At 51.4% G+C, this 19,367-nt stretch carries 17 protein-coding genes; 7 read left to right on the plus strand and 10 right to left on the minus strand.

What is annotated here, in order from left to right; genetic code table 11:
* From AAF564_12805 to AAF564_12815, 3 genes are all read right to left on the minus strand, one after another.
* Positions 1-782 (minus strand): hypothetical protein (locus AAF564_12805; GenBank protein MEM8486424.1); only part of this gene is annotated, 782 nt, incomplete at its 3' end.
* Between the two features lie 415 nt (positions 783-1,197).
* A complete protein-coding gene (locus AAF564_12810) occupies positions 1,198-3,693 on the minus strand; it encodes a PKD domain-containing protein (GenBank protein ID MEM8486425.1) in 2,496 nt (831 codons plus the stop codon).
* Between the two features lie 46 nt (positions 3,694-3,739).
* Entirely contained in the window at positions 3,740-3,970 is a 231-nt protein-coding gene (locus tag AAF564_12815) for a hypothetical protein (protein MEM8486426.1), read from the minus strand.
* A gap of 516 nt (positions 3,971-4,486) precedes the next feature.
* On the opposite strand from AAF564_12815, the gene AAF564_12820 reads away from it, so the two are divergent.
* Positions 4,487-4,852: a DUF4377 domain-containing protein gene (locus AAF564_12820; GenBank protein ID MEM8486427.1), complete on the plus strand. Its 366-nt coding sequence runs from the start codon at positions 4,487-4,489 to the stop codon at positions 4,850-4,852.
* Here the strand turns inward: AAF564_12820 and AAF564_12825 are convergent.
* Complete coding sequence (locus AAF564_12825; protein MEM8486428.1) at positions 4,826-5,950, minus strand: FAD-dependent monooxygenase; 1,125 nt, start codon at positions 5,948-5,950, stop codon at positions 4,826-4,828. The genes AAF564_12820 and AAF564_12825 overlap by 27 nt on opposite strands.
* Before the next feature lie 27 nt (positions 5,951-5,977).
* Positions 5,978-7,183, minus strand: coding sequence for a PLP-dependent aspartate aminotransferase family protein (locus AAF564_12830; GenBank protein MEM8486429.1), 1,206 nt, complete (start codon positions 7,181-7,183; stop codon positions 5,978-5,980).
* 207 nt (positions 7,184-7,390) lie between these two features.
* Between AAF564_12830 and AAF564_12835 the strand changes: the two genes are divergently transcribed.
* The gene (locus AAF564_12835; GenBank protein MEM8486430.1) at positions 7,391-7,912 is read left to right on the plus strand and encodes an ankyrin repeat domain-containing protein; all 522 of its coding nucleotides are present in this window, start codon (positions 7,391-7,393) and stop codon (positions 7,910-7,912) included.
* Here AAF564_12835 and AAF564_12840 read toward each other — a convergent pair.
* Positions 7,879-8,637, minus strand: coding sequence for a winged helix-turn-helix transcriptional regulator (locus tag AAF564_12840; protein MEM8486431.1), 759 nt, complete (start codon positions 8,635-8,637; stop codon positions 7,879-7,881). The two genes, AAF564_12835 and AAF564_12840, sit on opposite strands and share 34 nt — an antisense overlap.
* A gap of 83 nt (positions 8,638-8,720) precedes the next feature.
* Here AAF564_12840 and AAF564_12845 point away from each other — a divergent pair, with 83 nt between their 5' ends.
* Both AAF564_12845 and AAF564_12850 read left to right on the plus strand, forming a co-directional pair.
* Complete coding sequence (locus AAF564_12845) at positions 8,721-10,040, plus strand: vanadium-dependent haloperoxidase (GenBank protein MEM8486432.1); 1,320 nt, start codon at positions 8,721-8,723, stop codon at positions 10,038-10,040.
* Positions 10,041-10,481: 441 nt separating this feature from the next.
* A complete protein-coding gene (locus AAF564_12850; GenBank protein ID MEM8486433.1) occupies positions 10,482-12,041 on the plus strand; it encodes a PQQ-dependent sugar dehydrogenase in 1,560 nt (519 codons plus the stop codon).
* Positions 12,042-12,112: 71 nt separating this feature from the next.
* On the opposite strand, the gene AAF564_12855 is transcribed toward AAF564_12850, so the two are convergent.
* Positions 12,113-12,526: a DUF6157 family protein gene (locus tag AAF564_12855; protein MEM8486434.1), complete on the minus strand. Its 414-nt coding sequence runs from the start codon at positions 12,524-12,526 to the stop codon at positions 12,113-12,115.
* A gap of 74 nt (positions 12,527-12,600) precedes the next feature.
* On the opposite strand from AAF564_12855, the gene AAF564_12860 reads away from it, so the two are divergent.
* The 3 genes from AAF564_12860 (at position 12,601) to AAF564_12870 (ending at position 16,413) form a co-directional block, all read left to right on the plus strand.
* Positions 12,601-13,128 (plus strand): GNAT family N-acetyltransferase, encoded by a 528-nt coding sequence (locus AAF564_12860; GenBank protein MEM8486435.1) that lies wholly within the window; start codon positions 12,601-12,603, stop codon positions 13,126-13,128.
* 215 nt (positions 13,129-13,343) lie between these two features.
* Positions 13,344-14,840, plus strand: coding sequence for a Gfo/Idh/MocA family oxidoreductase (locus tag AAF564_12865; GenBank protein MEM8486436.1), 1,497 nt, complete (start codon positions 13,344-13,346; stop codon positions 14,838-14,840).
* A gap of 130 nt (positions 14,841-14,970) precedes the next feature.
* Entirely contained in the window at positions 14,971-16,413 is a 1,443-nt protein-coding gene (locus AAF564_12870; GenBank protein ID MEM8486437.1) for a sulfatase, read from the plus strand.
* On the opposite strand, the gene AAF564_12875 is transcribed toward AAF564_12870, so the two are convergent.
* The 3 genes from AAF564_12875 to AAF564_12885 form a co-directional block, all read right to left on the minus strand.
* Positions 16,410-16,790 (minus strand): RidA family protein, encoded by a 381-nt coding sequence (locus tag AAF564_12875; protein ID MEM8486438.1) that lies wholly within the window; start codon positions 16,788-16,790, stop codon positions 16,410-16,412. The genes AAF564_12870 and AAF564_12875 overlap by 4 nt on opposite strands.
* Before the next feature lie 270 nt (positions 16,791-17,060).
* Entirely contained in the window at positions 17,061-18,047 is a 987-nt protein-coding gene (locus AAF564_12880; GenBank protein MEM8486439.1) for a DUF4249 family protein, read from the minus strand.
* 155 nt (positions 18,048-18,202) lie between these two features.
* Entirely contained in the window at positions 18,203-19,120 is a 918-nt protein-coding gene (locus AAF564_12885) for a hypothetical protein (GenBank protein ID MEM8486440.1), read from the minus strand.
* Positions 19,121-19,367: the final 247 nt, after the last annotated feature.

Here is a 19,367-nt window from a genome sequence, read left to right on the forward strand (position 1 = left end):
ATGGCCTCGCGGTCCAGGACGATAGCAAACTGACCAGAAGCGCCAACGAAGTTACGCGTAGAAAGCAGGTAAGAATCACCCCAGATACCCAGTTTCGGGTAGTCAGGAAAAATGGATCCAAACTGGATTTCATACTGATGATAGCTTCCTGTAGGATCGCCTGTTGTAGAAATGGCGATACACATGGAGAACTGCAGGTTCGCAAAATCCAGTGCAAACTGGCTTACGTTCCAGCGGTCCGCGCCTTCATCATAAAGTACGATAGGGTCACCATTATTGGTTGCTTCGCAAAGTCCGCCCAGTCCCTGGAAGTACAGGTTACCTGGGAAGGGCCCCATGATCGTGTTGCCTCTTTTGTCGAAGATTTCAGAGACAGAGTTGATCCACTGTACGTAGTGCCGTGGGCCAACATCACCATCTGTATCCGGCGGTACAACGCGGAATCCGAGGATTGCAGCGTTGTCGTCGTCGCTAGAACCATCAAAGTTCTGCGCAATTTTCGCGTAGGCTCCACCGTAAGAAGACTGCAATGCAGGATCTTTGGACAACTGGGCTTCAGTTGTGTTTGAATTACGGGTAGAACCGAACGTCATGAACTTGTTCGGAATTGCAAAAGGCGCAACCACTCCCTCGGTAGCTGCCGGCACAGGCATGCTGTGGATCGGCGCCGAAGTGTTTTGGTTCACCACTTGCAATTCTATAATTTCCTGTGCAGATGCCATGCCCGGTAAAAGCAAGCCGGCAACCAGCAAACAGGAAAAGAATGTGTAGAGATTTCTCATATGGTATCTCCAGCGGTATGATGTGAAAAAAACAAGACAAGCACCGCACATCATTTTGCGCGACGCAAATCTACTTAAAAGGGGCTCAATCAATGTGTCATTCTGGGTGGCTGCGAAAGCAGGTGGAGGGCAGCCAATGGAGAGAGGCGGTCTGCTATGCGGTATCTGACAGAGGAACACAAGTCAGGTACGCAAACAGGGTAGAAAGCTGGATAGATAAACGCAAGAGAAAGTTGGCGCATGTTTTCTTAACACTGCCCTTATATGGAAGAAAGCGTTTTTTCTCCCGGAGGTCACGCGCCAAAGGTGCACATAGGCAGCAACCAAAACAAAAGCGCCAGTCCCTGTAAGGAACTGGCGCTTTGTGTAATCATCGTGTGTCAGTGCAGCCGAAGCCACATATTGACAGCAGAAATTACTTGAGCAACGTCATGCGTTTGGTTACAGAGAAGTCTGCAGTCTGCATAACATACAGGTAAACGCCGGCGCTCAGGTCCGTAGCATCAAATGCCACGGTGTGGTTTCCTGCATCGCGCACGCCATTAACCAGCGTTGCTACTTCCTGACCCAACAGGTTGTACACGCGGATCGACACGTGTGCCGACTCAGGCATACCGAAGTTGATCATCGTGGTTGGGTTGAACGGGTTCGGGTAGTTCTGCTCAATCGCAAACTCAGTTGGAATGCCTGCCGTTTCAAACTGGCTGGCAGAACGACCATTGTCTGCAAGAGAACCGGAAGCACTGCTAGAAGCACAATCCCATGAAGGATCGCCGTTTCCATTTGGATCGTAGCTGAATCCAGCGAGCGTAATGTCTTCAATACAGAACTCCAGGTCTCTGAAGTCCTTATTTGGGAAGGTGCCCGTTGAAATGATTACAGCGCGACCCTGGTTGTTCGTGTCATCAGATGCTGTCTCGTCGATAGGACCAGAGAACGTACCGGTAACCGTAGCACCAGATACTTTTGCACCGTTGTTATCCACAACTGTGATCGTTGCTTTACCCTGACGCAATGAACCACCAGCGCGTACTTTGCCAAGACGCAGGTTGCTCACGCTAAGCGTAGCCGTTGGCGTCGTGCCATCATCAACAGTAACAGAAGAGCTCGTGGTGCCTGTGGCGCCCATGTCATCCGTAACCGTCAGCGATACCGTGTAGGTACCATTGGCTGCATAGGTATTGCTTGGGTTCTGGTCTGTAGACGTATTGCCGTCACCGAAGTCCCAATCCCATGAAACAACAGAGCCATCGCTGTCAACACTTGCGTCTGTGAAGTCACAGGTAAGCACTGTACAGGAAGACGAGAAGCTTGCGGTTGGCGGGTTGTTGCCACCACCTGCGCCATCATCCAGGATGAACTGCGTGATACGCGTGTTGAAGTCAAAGCTACCCGTGGTTTCGTAGTACTCTGTGGTAAACCAGAAGCTGCCATCAACCGGGTCAACAGCCATTTTGCTGTAGTCACCCCAGCGGCTGGCGCCAGACTGTGAGCCACCGCCGGCATGCAGCAGTGTTTCTGCAACGTTCATTACGCCGGTACCACTCTGATCAGCCGTCTGACCCGTCATGTAAATTGATGGGTTCATCGTGCTGCTAGAGCGAGAGTAACCGAGTGCAATATCGCCATCAGCATTGATTGCGATAGAGCCCATCCAGCGATCGTCCGTGTCCGGGCTATAGGTACCTTCCTGGTGCAATGTCCAGCCACTACCTGTGTTGCGGAACTCGTACCAGCGGATACCTGCCGTACCAGTCGTCGTTTCAACGGTATGGTTGGCAACCATTGACTGGTGCGTACCAAAGTCGCGAACGTTCATGCGGTGCATGGTGAAGAACGAAAGATCGTCCAGTACCTGTCCGTTTGGCTGGTTGGCTGAAGGCACAACGCTGTCGTAGCTGCTGATACCAACACCTGAGATGCTGCTGAACGTAGCGGCACCAGGGTTGCTCCAGTCAACGTCCAGTTCGTAGAGTTCGAACGTGTTGTCACCATCGTTACCGTGTGCGCCAAAGATAGCAGGACCAGAAGCGCCAGGACCGTCATAGTCGGCTGGCAGCGGACCATCGCTGATGTTGGTGAATGCGTTCGGGAAACGTACCATTGTGGTCGCGTTGCCGTTAAGCATAGCCGTACGATCCATAGCAACTGCGCTGATGCCGGCGAAAGAAGCGCCGTTAGCGAAGTCACGCGTCGTCATGATGTAAGAATCGCCCCAGATTCCGAGCTTCGGATAGTCAGGGAAGTCGTTTCCAAAAGCAAATTCATACTGATGGTATGCACCCGTTGGATCTGACGTCTGCGAAATAGCAACACACATGAAATATGGTGCAGCAGTTACCGCAAACTGGCTCACGAGCCAGCGATCTGCTTCTTCATCATACAGCGTGATCGGGTCACCATCGTTGTCACCTTCACAATCGCCACCAATTCCCTGGAAGAACTGGTTGCCAGCAAATGGGCCAACAAGGGTGTTGCCATCTTTGTCGAAGATTTCAGCCGCAAGGTTAATCCACTGTACATAGTGGTTTGGCCCAACGTCACCGTCTGTATCTGGCGGTACAATGCGGAATCCAAGCAGTGCTGCGTTGTCATCATCGCTTACACCGTCGAAGTTCGCCTGCACCTGTGGGGCCTGCGTACCCGCAATTTTCTGCCAAACAGGATCTACAAAACCAGCTTTATCAGTGGCTCCCGAAGAACGGGGAGTTCCTACCTTGAACTTATTATCAATAGATTTTCGATGCACCTGTACGTCCAACGTACGCTGCGCAGGCTGCATGGAACGGAGCGGCAATGAGGTATGTTGCCTTGAGCTCTGTACCACTTGCTTATCCTGCGCAATAGCTGCATCAGGCGCGAGCAGACCTACAAAAAGTAGGGCCGCAAGCACTTTGTAGAGATGTTTCATAAAACTCTCAACGTTTGAAGTGATTATTTAAGGAAGTACAGACCAGCTAGAATCGGAAGCTTCCGCGTCTTGGGTCTGGTTTAGACGGGGTGCTGAGTTGGCTGATAGCATAACACATCAGCAGTGGGGGGAGTAGCCAGGCAGATTTGCTCCTGAATGGATTGCCTTTGACCTGCAGATGCATAAAGAATGCCAGAAAGTGTGCCTGCAACTCAAAGACGCGCTGAACCGCTACAAAACAATCTCCATCCACCTGTCTTCTGGTATCCGTTTTCATTGCCTGGCAATAACAGATACCGGATGTCGAATATGTGTCAGATCAGTGGCGAATCGCTTATTTGCCTTCGATTGAAAGCAACAAGATGCGGGCAAGAAACTGGGGATTTTCCTTATAAATACGTTCAGCCAACCAACTATAATATTATTCCCTTAATTTAACAATGGACTATTGGCGCAAGTTTACGTCCCCTAGAAACGGTCTAGCAATATAAAAAAAGCGCTTTCTTACATACCAATCCATTACCCTGTATTAAAACCGCATAACGGCTGCGGTTTTCCTCTCTCAAAACTCCCTACAAAAAACAGTTCAAAATTTGATTACATGAAAATGTCTCAAAAGAGTACACCATCTGATAACCACGCGCCATATATACCACAACATCTATCAGGATAAATCCCACAACTGCTTCAGTCACAAGGCTGTGCAGACACATACCTGACGCCGGCGGAATAGATTAGCAACTTCGGGTGTCTAATCTGCACTTGAACCGAACACATCCCAGCTACCTTTAGCATGCGCTTTCTTGTATTTGTTTGCCTTCTCCTCACTGGTTGCGACTCTGCTCCGCAACCTAACCAGACACTCCCTCAGTTGGAAGCGGGAGAAAAACTGGTTTATGTTGCTGATCGCACGGCCACGTGTGTCGGAGTTGGTGAACAGCAATGCCTGCTCGTGCGTGAAAATCCGGATGATCAATGGACGTATTGGTACGACGGCATTTTCGGCTTCTCGCACAAAACAGGCACATCATATCTCCTCCACATCCTCGAAGAAGACATCGAAAATCCGCCACAGGACGCATCAAGCATCAGCTGGACATTGATTGAAGTGGTTAAAACATGGCCAATAGCTCTAACTGCCGGCGATCATTCGGGCTAGCTGTTTTTGATGTACAAACTCGGGGATGTGTTTGGCCAGGTTGTCTCGCATCCAAATCCCCATGGCACTCCTGGCCTGCCCAATTTTTCCGATCTGATACGATTGCCGCACAAACCAGTTGGCCCTTTTCCGCCGGCGCTTCTCGTAATTGCGCAATGCCTCCTCAACGTAGTGCGTTTCATTAAACGCATCGCGCAACGCCAGCGCATCTTCAAGCGCCTGGCATGCACCCTGCCCCATGTTGGGCGTCATTGGGTGCGCAGCATCTCCCAACAGGGTTACCAGTCCGCGCCCCCAGGTTGACGACGGTTTACGATCGATGACATCGTGCCTTAAAATTTGCGCTTCGGGGGTACGTTCTATGAGTTCAGCAATCGGTGCACACCATCTGCCAAACAATTCAAGCAGATAGGCGCGCTCACCAAAAGGCGCCTGCTGCCCTTGTGGCTCTGTGTGCGTTGCAAACCAGTACACGCGGCCCTCGGTTAGAGGAAAAATCCCAAATCGCGCACCGCGGCCCCAATATTCGCCATACTTTAAAGGCCCTGCGTAGGATAGCACCCCGCGCCATGCTGTATAGCCGGCATACCGCGGCGCCTCATCTCCCAACACCTGCCGCCGAACGGCCGAATGAATGCCATCAGCTCCAATTAAATAAGTCCCGCGGGCATACGTCCCATCTTCAAACCTTACCGCTACATTGTCGTGCGCTTCGGTATAAGCAGTGCACTGTTTGCCCATAAACAGTACCGACTCGGGGAGCGTAAATTCCAGACACTCAAGTAACTCTGCACGATGAAAAAACCGAACGAGGTCACTGCCCGGCTCCGGTAAGTCTACCGCGGATAACCCGGAGAGCGGTGTACCGTCTGCTGTCCGCACACAGGTATCCTTTACCGGGATCGACGCCTGTAAATAATCCTTCACCTTCAATGCCTCCATTACAGCAAGGCCATTGGTCCACAGTCCAATGCCGGCCCCAACTTCTGTAAGCATGGGCGCCCGCTCGTATATCTCAACCTCATGGCCAAGTTGCCGTAACACAATGCCGGCTGCCAGTCCGCCAATCCCGCCTCCTATAATGATGCCTTTGGGCATAACTACGTTTTATCTCAATGTTCAATGTCAACCTAAATGCGACAGGGCCTGATCGAGGTCCGCGCATAAATCATCAGCATCTTCAATCCCTACAGAAAGTCGAAAAATGCCTTCCCCTGCATACTTCTTGTATGCTACTTCCTGTGGTTTCGACAGGCGAAACGATGTCTCAAACATGCTTTCGGAGGGCAAATAAAAAACGAGGCTTCTATGATGGCCCAGCGAAACAGCGTAATGGATAATTTTCAGGCGCTCCGCCAGGACCCGGGCAACCGCCAACCCGTCACGCGTCTGAAACGACAACATCCCGGAGAAATTACGCATCTGTTTTTTTGCCAGTGCGTGCTGCGGGTGGGAGGGCAACCCCGGATACATTACTTGCGTCACAGCTTGATGCCCTTCAAGAAAACGGGCAACAGATAGCGCCGCAGTCTCATGTGCTTTCATCCGAATCGGTAGGGTTGCTACGCCACGCATAATCAACCAGGCATTAAATGGGCTGATGATCCCGCCAGCGTGTATGGTGATTTCCTGCCGCAACCTCGCCAGCGTTTTGGAAGCCCCTAACACAGCTCCCCCAAGGGCATCGCCGTGCCCTCCGATATACTTGGTGAGGGAATGAATCACATAGTCGGCTCCCAGGGCGATTGGCTGGGTCGCAATCGGACTAGCAAAGGTTGAATCAACTGCCAGTTCTGCACCCGAAGCTTTGCAAAGTGCAGCTACCGAAGCAATATCTGTAAGCCGCATAATGGGATTGCAAGGAGACTCTATATATACAAGGCGGGTATTCGGCTGAAGGGCGGCTTCTACATTGCTCAGATCTGACATGTCAACCTTTGTTACCGAAATGCCCAGCCGGGGAATCAGATCATTGGTAAGCTCTGAGGCGCCGGCGTACGCCACATCACTCATCACAAGATGATCGCCAGCCTTGAGGCAGTGTAGCATAAGGCCGGCAATGGCCCCCATCCCACTTGCAAATGCCACACAAGCTTCAGCCCCTTCGAGGTCAGCCAGTTTTTGCTCTAGTTGCGCAACCGTAGGATTCGCCCAGCGCGAGTACAAAAAAGGGGCGTCTGCATCATTTCCTTCAATCGAAAACGAAGCATCTGTGCCTGCAACAAACGTAGAGGACATCACAATATTTGGGGAAGAGGCACCCGTTGACGGGTCGGGCTGCTCTCCTGCATGAACAGCGCGGGTTTGTATATGAAGTTGTCGGTTACGCATGCTACATCTCCTTCGTTATTTGGTGGTACTGGAATGTAGCACTTTATACATCAATTCGGCATACTCCCAGGCAAAGATGTTGCTCAAAACAGGGTGTACGCATCACTAGAAATCGCAACCTTTTGCTGTTGGATTATCAGCAGCTGCTGCAAATGGAAAGAAAGTCTTACAAGTACAACTGCCGACCCACGATACCTATCGGCTACTATGGATGATTATCTGTACATTCTCGACCTGCTAAGGCAAGGAGACCTCGAGGCACTGGATGCACTCAGGAAAATTGAGCCATCCTTTCCTGACGGTACCGACCCGTATCTCAACATTTCATGGATCCTGCACACCATTTCAGAAGGATCAATAGCATCCATTAAATGGATACTGAGGCAAGGGCTTGATCTTAATTTCCGGGATGCGTCTGGAGAAACGCCTTTGCATACGGCCCTCGAACTGGATGCAGAAGACCGATATGGCGTTATAGAATTGCTAATAGAAGCCGGCGCAGATGTGAATTTAAAAGGGGGCAACGACTGGACCCCAGCCCATCATGCAGCCGCGCGAAATGACGTAAAGGCCTTGACATTGCTTGTCGACCATGGCGCTGATCTGAGCATAAAAACCAGTATCGACGACTACACAACGCCGCTTGAAGAAGCAAAGCTGCTCAGCAAACACGTCAACTGCAGCGATGCCATTGCTTACCTGGAATCGCTCGAAGCGTCTGATGCCTGAGGCACACACGCGTGTTGTTTGGCAACCTCCAATTCTCTGCCCTTGCGTTTCCGTGGAAACGGGGCAAGCGCACTGAGCAATAACCACTCAGGCAGCGCTTCCCGGTATTTACGCGGACCTTCAAGTTTTATTGTTTTAGCTGCTATCTCATCCTGCAAACTTCTAAATCCCCGCCAAACCTCAACAAATAGCTTCAAATTGGCTGAAACGACCAGGTCTGCATCAAACCCGGGGTGTTTCAAACACATGTCGACCTTCCCGTCATTATTCACCAGCCAGAAGCGGTACGTTTCCTGGGGCGTTCCCGAAAAATCAAACTCCAGCACAGTTCGGCCGGCTGGCATGGCCGCTGTGTTAATACGCATATGCATGCTCCAGGCGAGGAACGCGGGGTCCAGGTCGTCCAACACCATGTCGCGCGCCCAATGCTGCCCCCATACGGCGAGCTGCATGATAATGTCTTCCAGGTCCCAGCCGGCCTCCGTCAAAATGTACCGGTAGGTGGATTTCCCCGACTGTTGTTCGCGCACCAGCAATCCGTAGTCTTCAAGCTCGGTTAGCCGACGCGATAGCAGAGAAGGCGAAATCCGGGGCACGCCCCGGTGAATATCATTAAACGTTGTACACCCATCGATGAGCCGGCTGATCACCAGCACCGTCCATCGCTGCCCAAGTAATTCCGCCGCAAGGGCAAGCGGACAGTATTGTCCATATCCTTGTTTCATGCGCTCATGTATGTACTACAAAAATTGTAGTGGTTTGGAAAACCCGAAGGCTTTAGCTTTTTCGAAACACCAGACCAGACGCCATGAAGCTACGCCATCTACTCCTTCTACTCTTGCTAACCGTTGTCAGCTGTACCCCACAGGTACAAGATATGCCAATGACACTCACCAAAGCTATTGTTACGTGGAATCAACGCGTCTTGCATATCGCAGAGCAAGAAGATGGCTTCCTCACACTGAAAGGACTCAGAACTACAGCCATGATGCACCTGGCCATACATGATGTGCTAAATCATTATGACAGTCGATTCGAAACCTATAAATTTGCACCAGGAGATGTGGCCAATCGTTCAATTGCAACGATAGAGGCTGCCGTCAACCAGGCAGCGTATAGCGTTGCCAGCAACCAATACCCGGATCAGCAACCGGCCCTCGCTTCGCTACGCGATTCGCTGTTGGTGCATATTCCCGACGACGATGCGCGCAAACACGGACTGGAGGTGGGAGAATCTGCTGCAACCCTGATTATGGGTACGCGGCAGAACGATGGTTGGAATACCGAAGCAACGTACCAGTGGCACCCCATGGCGCCTGGCGTCTATGCGGCCTTCAATGAGCACAGCGGCACACCCGATGGATTTATTTTTGGCGCCGGCTGGGGACAAGCCGCTCCTTTTGCCTTTGCCAGCGACAGCTTGTTTACCTCACCCCCACCGCCGGCCATTAACAGCGCGGCCTACACGGAGGCATTTAACGAAGTTAAATCTGTAGGCCAACAAAATAGCACGACGCGCTCACCTGACCAGACCCATCTTGCCCTTTGGTGGAAAGATTTTGTAGAAAACTCCCACAACCGCCTGGCCCGCCAACTTGCCCAGGACACAGCCCTTCCGCCGCACGATGCCGCGCGCCTCTTTGCCTTACTCAATGTTAGCGTATACGACGCCTATATCAACGCCTTCCACAACAAGTTTTTATACAATCACTGGCGACCATATACAGCAATTCGCTGGGCTGCCAACGACGAAAATCCGAACACTTCTCCGGATACATCCTGGAACAACACCCACAAACATACCTATGCCTTTCCGTCTTATCCCTCTGCCCATGGCACAGCCTGTGCCGCCGCTGTGCAGGCCATGAAAACTACTTTTGGTGAACCGTTTGCCTTCACGATGACAACAGCGTCTGTCGATATTGCCGGCCCCTTTTCTGGAAAAATACCGATGAAGCCTGCTACTCGCTCTTTTGCAAGCTTCGATGCGGCCGCAAAAGAATGTGCAGCGTCCCGGGTTTATCTAGGCATCCACTTTCGATACGATTCAGATGAAGGGTATACGCTCGGCGCACGTGTGGGAAAACGGGTTACCAACCAGTACCTGCAGCCGACACCAATCAACTAGCATAAAAATGACGGGATCCTAATGATTGGATAACCATTTAATGCAGCTAATACAGGCAGGTGTGTCGCACCTTGCTTTTCCAATACGGCACACGCTGCAAACAACCACTTTAGCAGTTTCCTCTTAGCACCTGCGCTTATCCTTCCCCCCAGGTAAAGCGGCCGCACAGGTATCGTTGTAATCTGATAATGCCACCGGCATGGGTCCACAGATTGCGTCTGTGCTGCACGTCAACAAGCAATAACCAGCCCCCCTGGTTCATGAGCCTCATCAGGCATTGGTATGCCTGAGCGGTTTGAAACATCGTTCAATCAGCGCTCACGTGGCGTTTGATTTCACTTTCAATTCCGTGTCTATTTCTGCGTCGACGCCTGCCGGCATGCGTGCTCTTCTTCTCCGGCAAGGCCTACTGCGGGACGCGACCTATTTACCACACCGGTTATGAAACTCACAAAAACAGTGATTGTGATGTTATGCATCATAGGCTCACTTGCATCCGTTGCCCTTTCTTATCAGTTCAATTTCTTTTATTACGGCCAGCTCAACATCCTTGCATACCGATACTTTCCAACGCTATACAATACCCCCGATGATTTCCATCACAGCCCGCTGCTTGGTTGCTCACCCATCGAGGGAGAAGACATCCACACCCATTTCTTCCATATTGCCGTGACTACGCAATTGCTCGACAGCAAACACAAAAATGATCGCGGTGGTGGCCTAACGTCCAGGAAGAACGATTTATTGGTGCTAACCAGCAGCGGGGATTTGTACCTCGCTACCGACAAAGACATAACACGTACCGGCATAGAACTACCCGACAACGGCAATGCCGCATTTGAAGTGGCGCGCGTTGCAAACAATTACAAAGCGCCCGACACCCCCTTCAGGTTTGACCATATTTTGGCGCTGGATGCCGGCCTCCTGGTTTCCTATTCAGAGTGGCACGATACCATGGCTTGCTATACCCGCACCGTTGCCTTTCTACCGCTTGATTCGGGATTGCCATCGATTGCGTCAGTAAAAGCAGACGCGGCTGACTGGCAAATTCTGTTTCGTAGCAATCCTTGTTTGCCGGCCCGTAACCAGGGACAACCGATTCGCCCTCCGATGGGCGGCGGCAGGATGGCAGCCTATAGCGCCAACGCGTTCCTGTTAACAGTTGGGGATTTTACAGCAGACAACATTTTCCCTACCGGCTCTAACCCACAAGCCCTCGACAACGATTACGGTAAAATCTTGTTGATTCATGTAGATACTGGTGCTGTGGAAGTATTCTCTATGGGCCACAGAAATCCACAGGGCATTGTGGTGGCAAACAATGGTGAAGTCTGGTCAGTTGAGCACGGGCCGCGCGGCGGTGATGAACTCAACCGGATTGAACGCGGAAACAACTATGGTTGGCCGCGGGCAACACTGGGCACAACATATACGGCAATGCCCGTCCGATTGGCGGCACAATTCGGCCGGCACGACAACTACACCCCGCCAACTTATGCCTGGATTCCCTCGCGCGCCGTCTCCAACATTATCCAGATAGATGGTTTTGATCCAACATGGGATGGAGACTTCCTTGTGTCCACACTTTCAATGCAACGCCTTTACCGGCTACGCATCAAAAACCAACGGGTGATTTTTAGCGAACCACTCTGCATCGGGCAGCCGGCGCGATATGTTCACCAGCATACCAACGGACAATTGTTTGTGCTGGCAGATCAGGGGACGCTCTATGCACTCACCCGGCCCATCAAACCTGAAGCCAATCAGTATGCCGAAGCGTTCAAAACATTGAACCAGTGTATTGAGTGCCACAGTCCGGAAGGCGGTAACGGCACAGCGCCCAGTATTTTCTCGCTGGCAAACCATTTGTCGGAGCAGCATATCCGCTCGTATATATCCAACCCGAAAGCCATGAACCCGCAGAGCCAGATGCCCGGCATTGCGTTATCTGAAAACCAGATGAACGATGTGGTAGATGCACTGGCAATGCTCACAAAATGAGCCGGCATTGCGTTGCGGATTCCGAAAAGATTAAGGCCGGCCCAGACATACTGCGCTCGGGCTGGCCTGATCTACTTTGCCCGGCGTGATCGCATTGCTTTTACTTTTTCAACCTTCGCGTCTGCAACCCAGGCTTCGTATGCGTCAGATCCCACACCATACAACGCAACACGCCCATCCGCATCACTATGAACGCCCCAGCCATATCGCTTGGTGAGCGGAGAAGCCCGAAAGCAAGGTTGGCCTTTTGAAAAAAACTGTTCACGTGCGGCATCAAGCTCAGCATGAGTCAAATCTTTCCTTATGGCATGCACGGTAAAAAAAACTTCGTCTGACGTATATTTGTACGGCTGTGCATGAACCATCTCGAATTGTAAATTCGCTACCGTTTTTTTGTCCCCTTTAACAGGAGGTACCTCACCGGCGGTAACCGGACAATCTTCAGCTACCTCAATAAATGTGTTGATGTAATTCGTCGTTTTCATATGTTGGGCTGGCTTGCTGCAGATCGCTGAAAAATAAGACACTAGTGCGACAACGTTATGTCAGAGCATTTATCATGAAACACAACGTCATCATTCGTAAAGCAACACCTGAAGATGCAGCGCTGCTTGCAACAGTTGGCGCACGTACCTTTCGTGATGCATTTGCCACCCAAAACGACCCGGCTGACATGACTAATTACCTACAAACAGCGTTCACAGCTGAAAAAATGTTACAGGAACTGGAAGAGCCCTCTGCTCTTTTTTTCCTGGCTGAGTTGGAGGAAGAAGCTGTTGGGTATACCAAAGTCCGGGCTGTCAAACAACCCGATTGCATACCTGATACCTACCCGCTCGAACTGGAGCGCATCTATGTAGATCAGCACGTTGTTGGTAAGGGCGTTGGTGCAGCACTTATGCAAGCAGCGATCAGCGCTGGGCAGCAACAGGATTATAACACCATCTGGTTGGGCGTTTGGAAAGAAAATCAGGCTGCCATATCCTTCTATCAGAAATGGGGATACGAGATTGTGGGAGAACATGAGTTTGTCATTGGCACAGATGTGCAGCATGATTACATCATGGCGCGTGACCTGGCTGGCTGACATCTTCAAAAACATCCCCAGGGCCGGCGAAAAGCCGGCATATGCCTGTATCACTATATATTGATACAGCCAGATAGTCGAAGACAAAAAAACGGAGAGGCCGCAGAAAAGCCCAAAGTGCTTGCACCAGAAATCTGACGCGCAAAATTCCTTAAAAAGTTCGATATTCAAGAATCCTCGTTCCACCATCCCTCCCAAACCCCAGATCGTGCATTATGAAAGGGAAATCAGTAACACGCCGTGAATTTGTAAAAGTAGCCGGCGCGGCCGGCGCAGTAGCTACCATATTGCCGCGCCACGTGCTCGGCGGTCCGGGGTTTACCGCCCCAAGCGACAAGCTGAATATTGCGGCGATTGGCGCCGGCGGTATGGGTGCTGAAAACATGCGCCAGGTGACCAGCGAAAACATTGTTGCCATTTGTGACGTCAATTTTGACCATGTGCACAACGGCTTGCACGACGGCGAAGGCAAAATCCGCGATGGCCGCGAAGCCCTGGCAGCAGCGTATCAGAAAGCAGCCCGCTATAGCGATTTTCGCGTCATGCTCGAAAAGCAAAAAGACATCGACGCCGTTGTGATTGCCACACCAGATCACACCCACGCGGTTGCGGCCTCAATGGCTATGCGAATGGGCAAACACGTATATGTACAGAAACCTTTGACCTGGTCTGTGCATGAAGCGCGCGTGCTGCAAAAACTGGCTGCAGATAATCCGGCGCTCGTAACGCAAATGGGTAACCAGGGACACTCAACCGATCAATCACGGCGGGTCAATGAATTGATTCAGGCCGGCGCCATCGGGGAAATACGGGAAGTGCACGTTTGGACCAACCGGCCTGTATGGCCCCAGGGTGTACCAAGACCAAAGCGACCCAAACTGGGTAAAGACACCGGCTGGGGCATGGACGATGTCCAGATCAGAACCGCCGTTGGTTTTACAGGCCGAAGAAAACCAAAAAAACCAAAAAGCCTGAACTGGGACCTCTTCCTTGGCCCCGCACCGAAAGTCGACTATCACCCAATTTACCAGCCCTTTACATGGCGCGGTTGGCTCGACTATGGTACTGGCGCACTCGGCGATATGGGTGCACACCTGATCGACCACCCCTTCTGGGCACTCGACTTGAATGCACCAAAATCCGTTGAAGCGACCTCAACACCTTGGGGTGCAGACAACATCAGTCCATGGGGCGGTGCACCGCGCGATATCGCCTCCTTCCCGTTTGCAATGACGGCACACTATGAATTTGAAGCCAGGCACGATTTGCCGCCAGTCAATCTGCACTGGTACGATGGTGGCTTAATGCCAACACGCTCAGCCTTTATGCCAGACGACGAGCCATTACCACGTGCCGGCGGTGTTATTTATGAGGGCAGTAAAGGGGCTATGATGCATATTGGCCATGGACTCGAATTCAAAATGTATCCGGACCACCTGAATGAAGAGCACGCTGATCTGCCAGAAACCTATGAACGTGTGACCACTTCACATGAAATGAACTGGGCCAATGCGTGCAAAGGCATAGGTGAAGCCGTTTCTCCGTTCTCGTATGCCGCGCCATTGACCGAAACCATGCTGCTCGGTATCGTAGCGTTGCGTACAGGACAGGGCGTTAAAATTCACTGGGATGCTGACAAAGGTGAAGTCACCAACAATGAAGACGCCAACCAGTATCTCCATCGTGAATACCGCGCCGGCTACGAGCTGTAGAAACAGCGCAAACCTGGTTTTCGGTGTTTCATTTTTTAGTACTCCATTTTCAGAGCAACCCGTTCTGAATGTCAAACAACAGAACCGCAGAAGTCCTACCCACTTTTGCGGTTCTGCTTTTTACCCCAACATGATGTCGATTTTCAAAGCCACTTCTCTCCTGACACTGCTGCTCCTCGCTGGCTGCCAGCCCCCACCCACCGCACAAAATGCCGAGCGGCAGCCCAATGTAATTGTCATGTTTGTTGATGATATGGGCTATGCGGACATCGGCCCGTTTGGTGCAACGGCTTACGAAACGCCCCACCTTGACCGTATGGCAGATGAGGGGGTCCGGTTTACAGATTTCTATGCGAGCCAACCCGTTTGCTCAGCCTCCCGCGCAGCACTCCTGACAGGCACCTATTCAAACCGTATTGGCATACACGGTGCACTCGGCCCATCGGACACCACGGGCATCCATGCAGATGAAGTTACCATGGCCGAATTGTTCAAGAGCCAGGGTTATGCTACGGCCATGTACGGTAAGTGGCACCTCGGGCACCACCCACAGTTTTTGCCTACCCGCCATGGGTTTGATGATTTTTATGGCATTCCGTATTCGAATGATATGTGGCCAAACCATCCGGAAAATCCTGAAGCCTGGCCCGATCTTCCAACCATCGAGGGCGAAGAAATAATCGGGTACAACACCGACCAGCGCCAGTTCACAACAGATTTCACCACCCGCTCTGTTTCTTTTATAGAGACATCGGTTGAGGCTGCTACGCCGTTTTTCCTTTATGTGGCACATCCGATGCCCCATGTACCGCTTTTTGTATCAGAAACCCGCGCCGGCCATAGCGGCGCCGGCCTGTATGGCGATGTAATCAAAGAAATTGACTGGTCAATCGGACAACTCCTGGATACGGTAAAAAGGCTTGGGGTAGATGAAAACACCCTCGTAATCTTTACGTCCGACAACGGACCCTGGCTCAGCTACGGCAACCACGCCGGCTCTGCTTTTCCGCTCCGGGAAGGCAAAGGCACAACCTGGGAAGGTGGTGTGCGCGTACCCTTTGTTGCCCGCTGGCCACAACAAATTCCGGCCGGCCTCGAAGTAGCCACACCAGCCATGACCATCGACCTTTTCCCAACACTTGCCACCCTCATTGACGCCCCCCTGCCAGATCACACAATTGATGGTAAACCCATCTGGTCTTTGATGAACGGAACCGACACCGTGTCACCTCAGGAAGCCTATTACTTTTATTACCACCGCAATGCATTACACGGCATGCGCAGTGGGAAATGGAAGCTACACTTTCCCCATCGGTACAGAACGATGCAAGACCGCACCCTGGGCAAAGATGGGATACCGGGCAAATACAACTATGGCGCAGAGGTAGGACTCGAACTCTTCGATCTTGAGGCTGACATCGGCGAGCAACAAAACGTTGCAGATCAATATCCAGAAGTCATCGCCAGGCTTACAGCAATGGCTGAAGCCAAGCGGGCCGAGCTTGGAGACGCCCTAACAGAAACGCCTGCTACAGGTGCACGGCAAGTGGGCATCCGCGAACCTGTTAACTAACGTGCCATGGCAATGCACTCAATTTCAACGAGTGTATCCAACGGGTTCTGTTTTACCGCAATGGTTGTGCGTGCCGGCCGATGTGTACCAAACGCAGCTGCATACACCGCATTCATACCTTCAAAATCGTCCATCGATTTAAGAAATACTGTGGTTTTCACAACATCAGAAAGCTCCAGGCCCAGGCCGCGAAGCACATGCTGAATGTTTTCGAATACGCGGCTGGTCTGGGAAGAAATGTCAGTCCCAACCAGTTGCATGGTTTCCGGATCTAACGGGGTTTGTCCAGAGCAAAAGTAGAGGTTGCCGGCTTGAACGGCGTGGCTATATGGGCCAATAGCTGCAGGGGCGCCGGCCACATTGATGGGCTTCATCATAACTTTATTTATGCTGAGTGTAACCTTTTACCGCGTTCATACGAAAAGGTAAGTGTTCTTTTTACTTTCCGATCCGAGGTACACCATGAACACCACATCTGACATTCGTGATATCCGCGACATTCGTGATATCCGCTGAAACCGACCCAGGAGCACTACTTGACCCAGTAGCAAACTCCGTTTCATCATCGAGCAGTTGCCCTTTGCGGACCGGCTAAACGCCTGGCATTTTCGCAAGGGCATTACTGTTTTAGGGAATTACGTACCAATCTAGTCCTGATCCCTTGCGCCGCAGTTAGCCTCCGCATACTCATAGCCCAGCGGCCCGGAGAGTTCACATGCCTCCCATTCCTGGACGTAGTGTCCAATCGATCCAAAAAAACCGTACCCGTTATTAATATTGGTGCCCGCTTCAGGAAACGCGAGGGTATTGGGATTGGCAGCGCCGTCTGATAAGTCCCAATTGGTATCAAGCATCGTCATCCTCAGGCCGGCACCAGTGAGGATCAGGGGCGTGTCATCCTGAATTTTCCCGGCAAGCAACGATTCTCTGATGGTTTCAAAAACGGCTGCTTGATCGGCTGAAATACTCAACTGGGTACGCCATCCTCCAGCACCAACCTGTTCTCCACGTCGGCCATAAGGGACAAAAACCCGGCGGTTAAAAAAGTCGCCACTCCACGCGTATATAGCTTCAAACGCCCAGGGGTTTAACTCGCCCTGCATCAAAATATCCTGTAAAACTTCTGAAGAGTCTGGTGAGAACTGTATCTGACCGAGATCAAAAAATGCAGAGTCTGGAATATGAGGCACCCGCGTTTCAGCCCAGGCCCGAACACCATCTGAACGGGTAACATCGAGGCGATACCGCCGGCCGGGGATCACGATAAAATCAGAGCGGAAAATATGGGCGAACGTCCCATCTTCCAGTTTTTCCAGGCCATACTCCCACTCAACAACTTCGCCAGTGCTCAAGTCCGAAATGGTAACCTCAGCATCCAGGGCTGCCTGAATATCTGATTCTTTGCGGATGACGGCCTGGTGTCGGGTTACCGGTATAACCCGAATTTTATGGCTGATTTTCTGTGAATCAATGAATCCATATACCGTAAAGTAGCGCCCTTCATTTTCGAAAGGATCAATAAAATCATCAGAGCAAGCGGTAATCAGCAGCATCACAACCATGAGCAATGCGGTACCAATACGAGATCGGGTACCGAACTCTGGGTTGGAATGCTTCTTCAGTTGAATGCTCATAATTTTGAGAAATGGCTTCCCTTAAGAAATGCAACGTACCAACATGTTACGTGCAGCACACAAATGTTTAGGTACCAATAAACTTGCCAGATTAGGCGTGACCGCTCACCGCGCGTAAGAATACACGGCAATGAGCGATACCCAAAGGCCCTCAACTAACAACCTGCGACTGATGGTGTATACCCCAATGCCCCAGATAGTTCGCACATATTCCATTCTTCCCGATACAAACCAACAGAACCCCAAAATCCATATCCATTGACAACGTTGGTCAAACTGTTAGGGTTAGCCAGGATTTCCGGGTCAAATTCGCCTTCGGGCGGATCCCAATTTTCATCGAGGACGCGCACCTGTACCCCCATTGCAGAAAGGATAACGGGGATATTGGGGTTTTCAAAATCTTGTATCCGTGACTGCTCAACGTTCTCCATCACAGGAATCTGGTCTTCAGAAATCTGCACGGTCAAATTCCATCCCCCGTTGGGGCCACGGCTGCCGCGCCTGCCGTATGGGACAAAGATCCGGCGATTAATCGGGCCAGCTGCCCAAAGATATACAGCCTGAATATCCCAGGGAGAGTCAACAGTGGGTATAAAAATCTCTTGCGTCACAATCGAGGAATCTGCCGAAAACACAACGGGCCCTTTCTCAAAAAGTGAAGCGGTATTGATCAAAGGGACTGTGGTTTCAGCATAGGCAACAACCCCGTCAGACCGTTCCACTTCAAGCCGGTACGTGGCGCCGGCTGTCACGAGAAACGTAGCGCGAAAAATATGCGCATAGGTTCCATCTTCCAGCTCCTCCAAAGAATGACGCCACGTTGTTGTTTGCCCCGATAACAAATCGATGCTGCGCACCGAAGCATCCAACTGAGACTCAGGGTTGTTCGGATTGGTGATTTTCTCTCCACGACGGGTTACTGGAATGACCCGCACTTCATGATTACGCTCAAGCGCATCGAGGAATCCATAAATTGTATAATACCGTCCGTCATTGTTAAACGGATCGATTACCGCGTCATCACAGCTGGTAACCAGACAGGCTAAAAGAAATAGTGCAATGAAGGATCGCATGTAACCTGGGGTCGGTGAAAGCTACGGGATGATAAATCCCTTTCAGATAGAACTCGTGGAGCCGGCTTTTCTCTCAAGAAGTTGCCGGAAATACACCGGACGCCAAGTATACGAAGGACGCCCCTCATTGCACACTATAATAGGCTGACTGGTAGATATTGGCGACCCACCGAACGTTTGCGGCAGGATAAAGGCATGAAGAAGAATCTCAAACATGGATTTGAATGAAGCCTGGAGAAGTTTCGAA

This window comes from Bacteroidota bacterium (assembly GCA_039111535.1).
Classification (GTDB): domain Bacteria; phylum Bacteroidota; class Rhodothermia; order Rhodothermales; family JAHQVL01; genus JBCCIM01.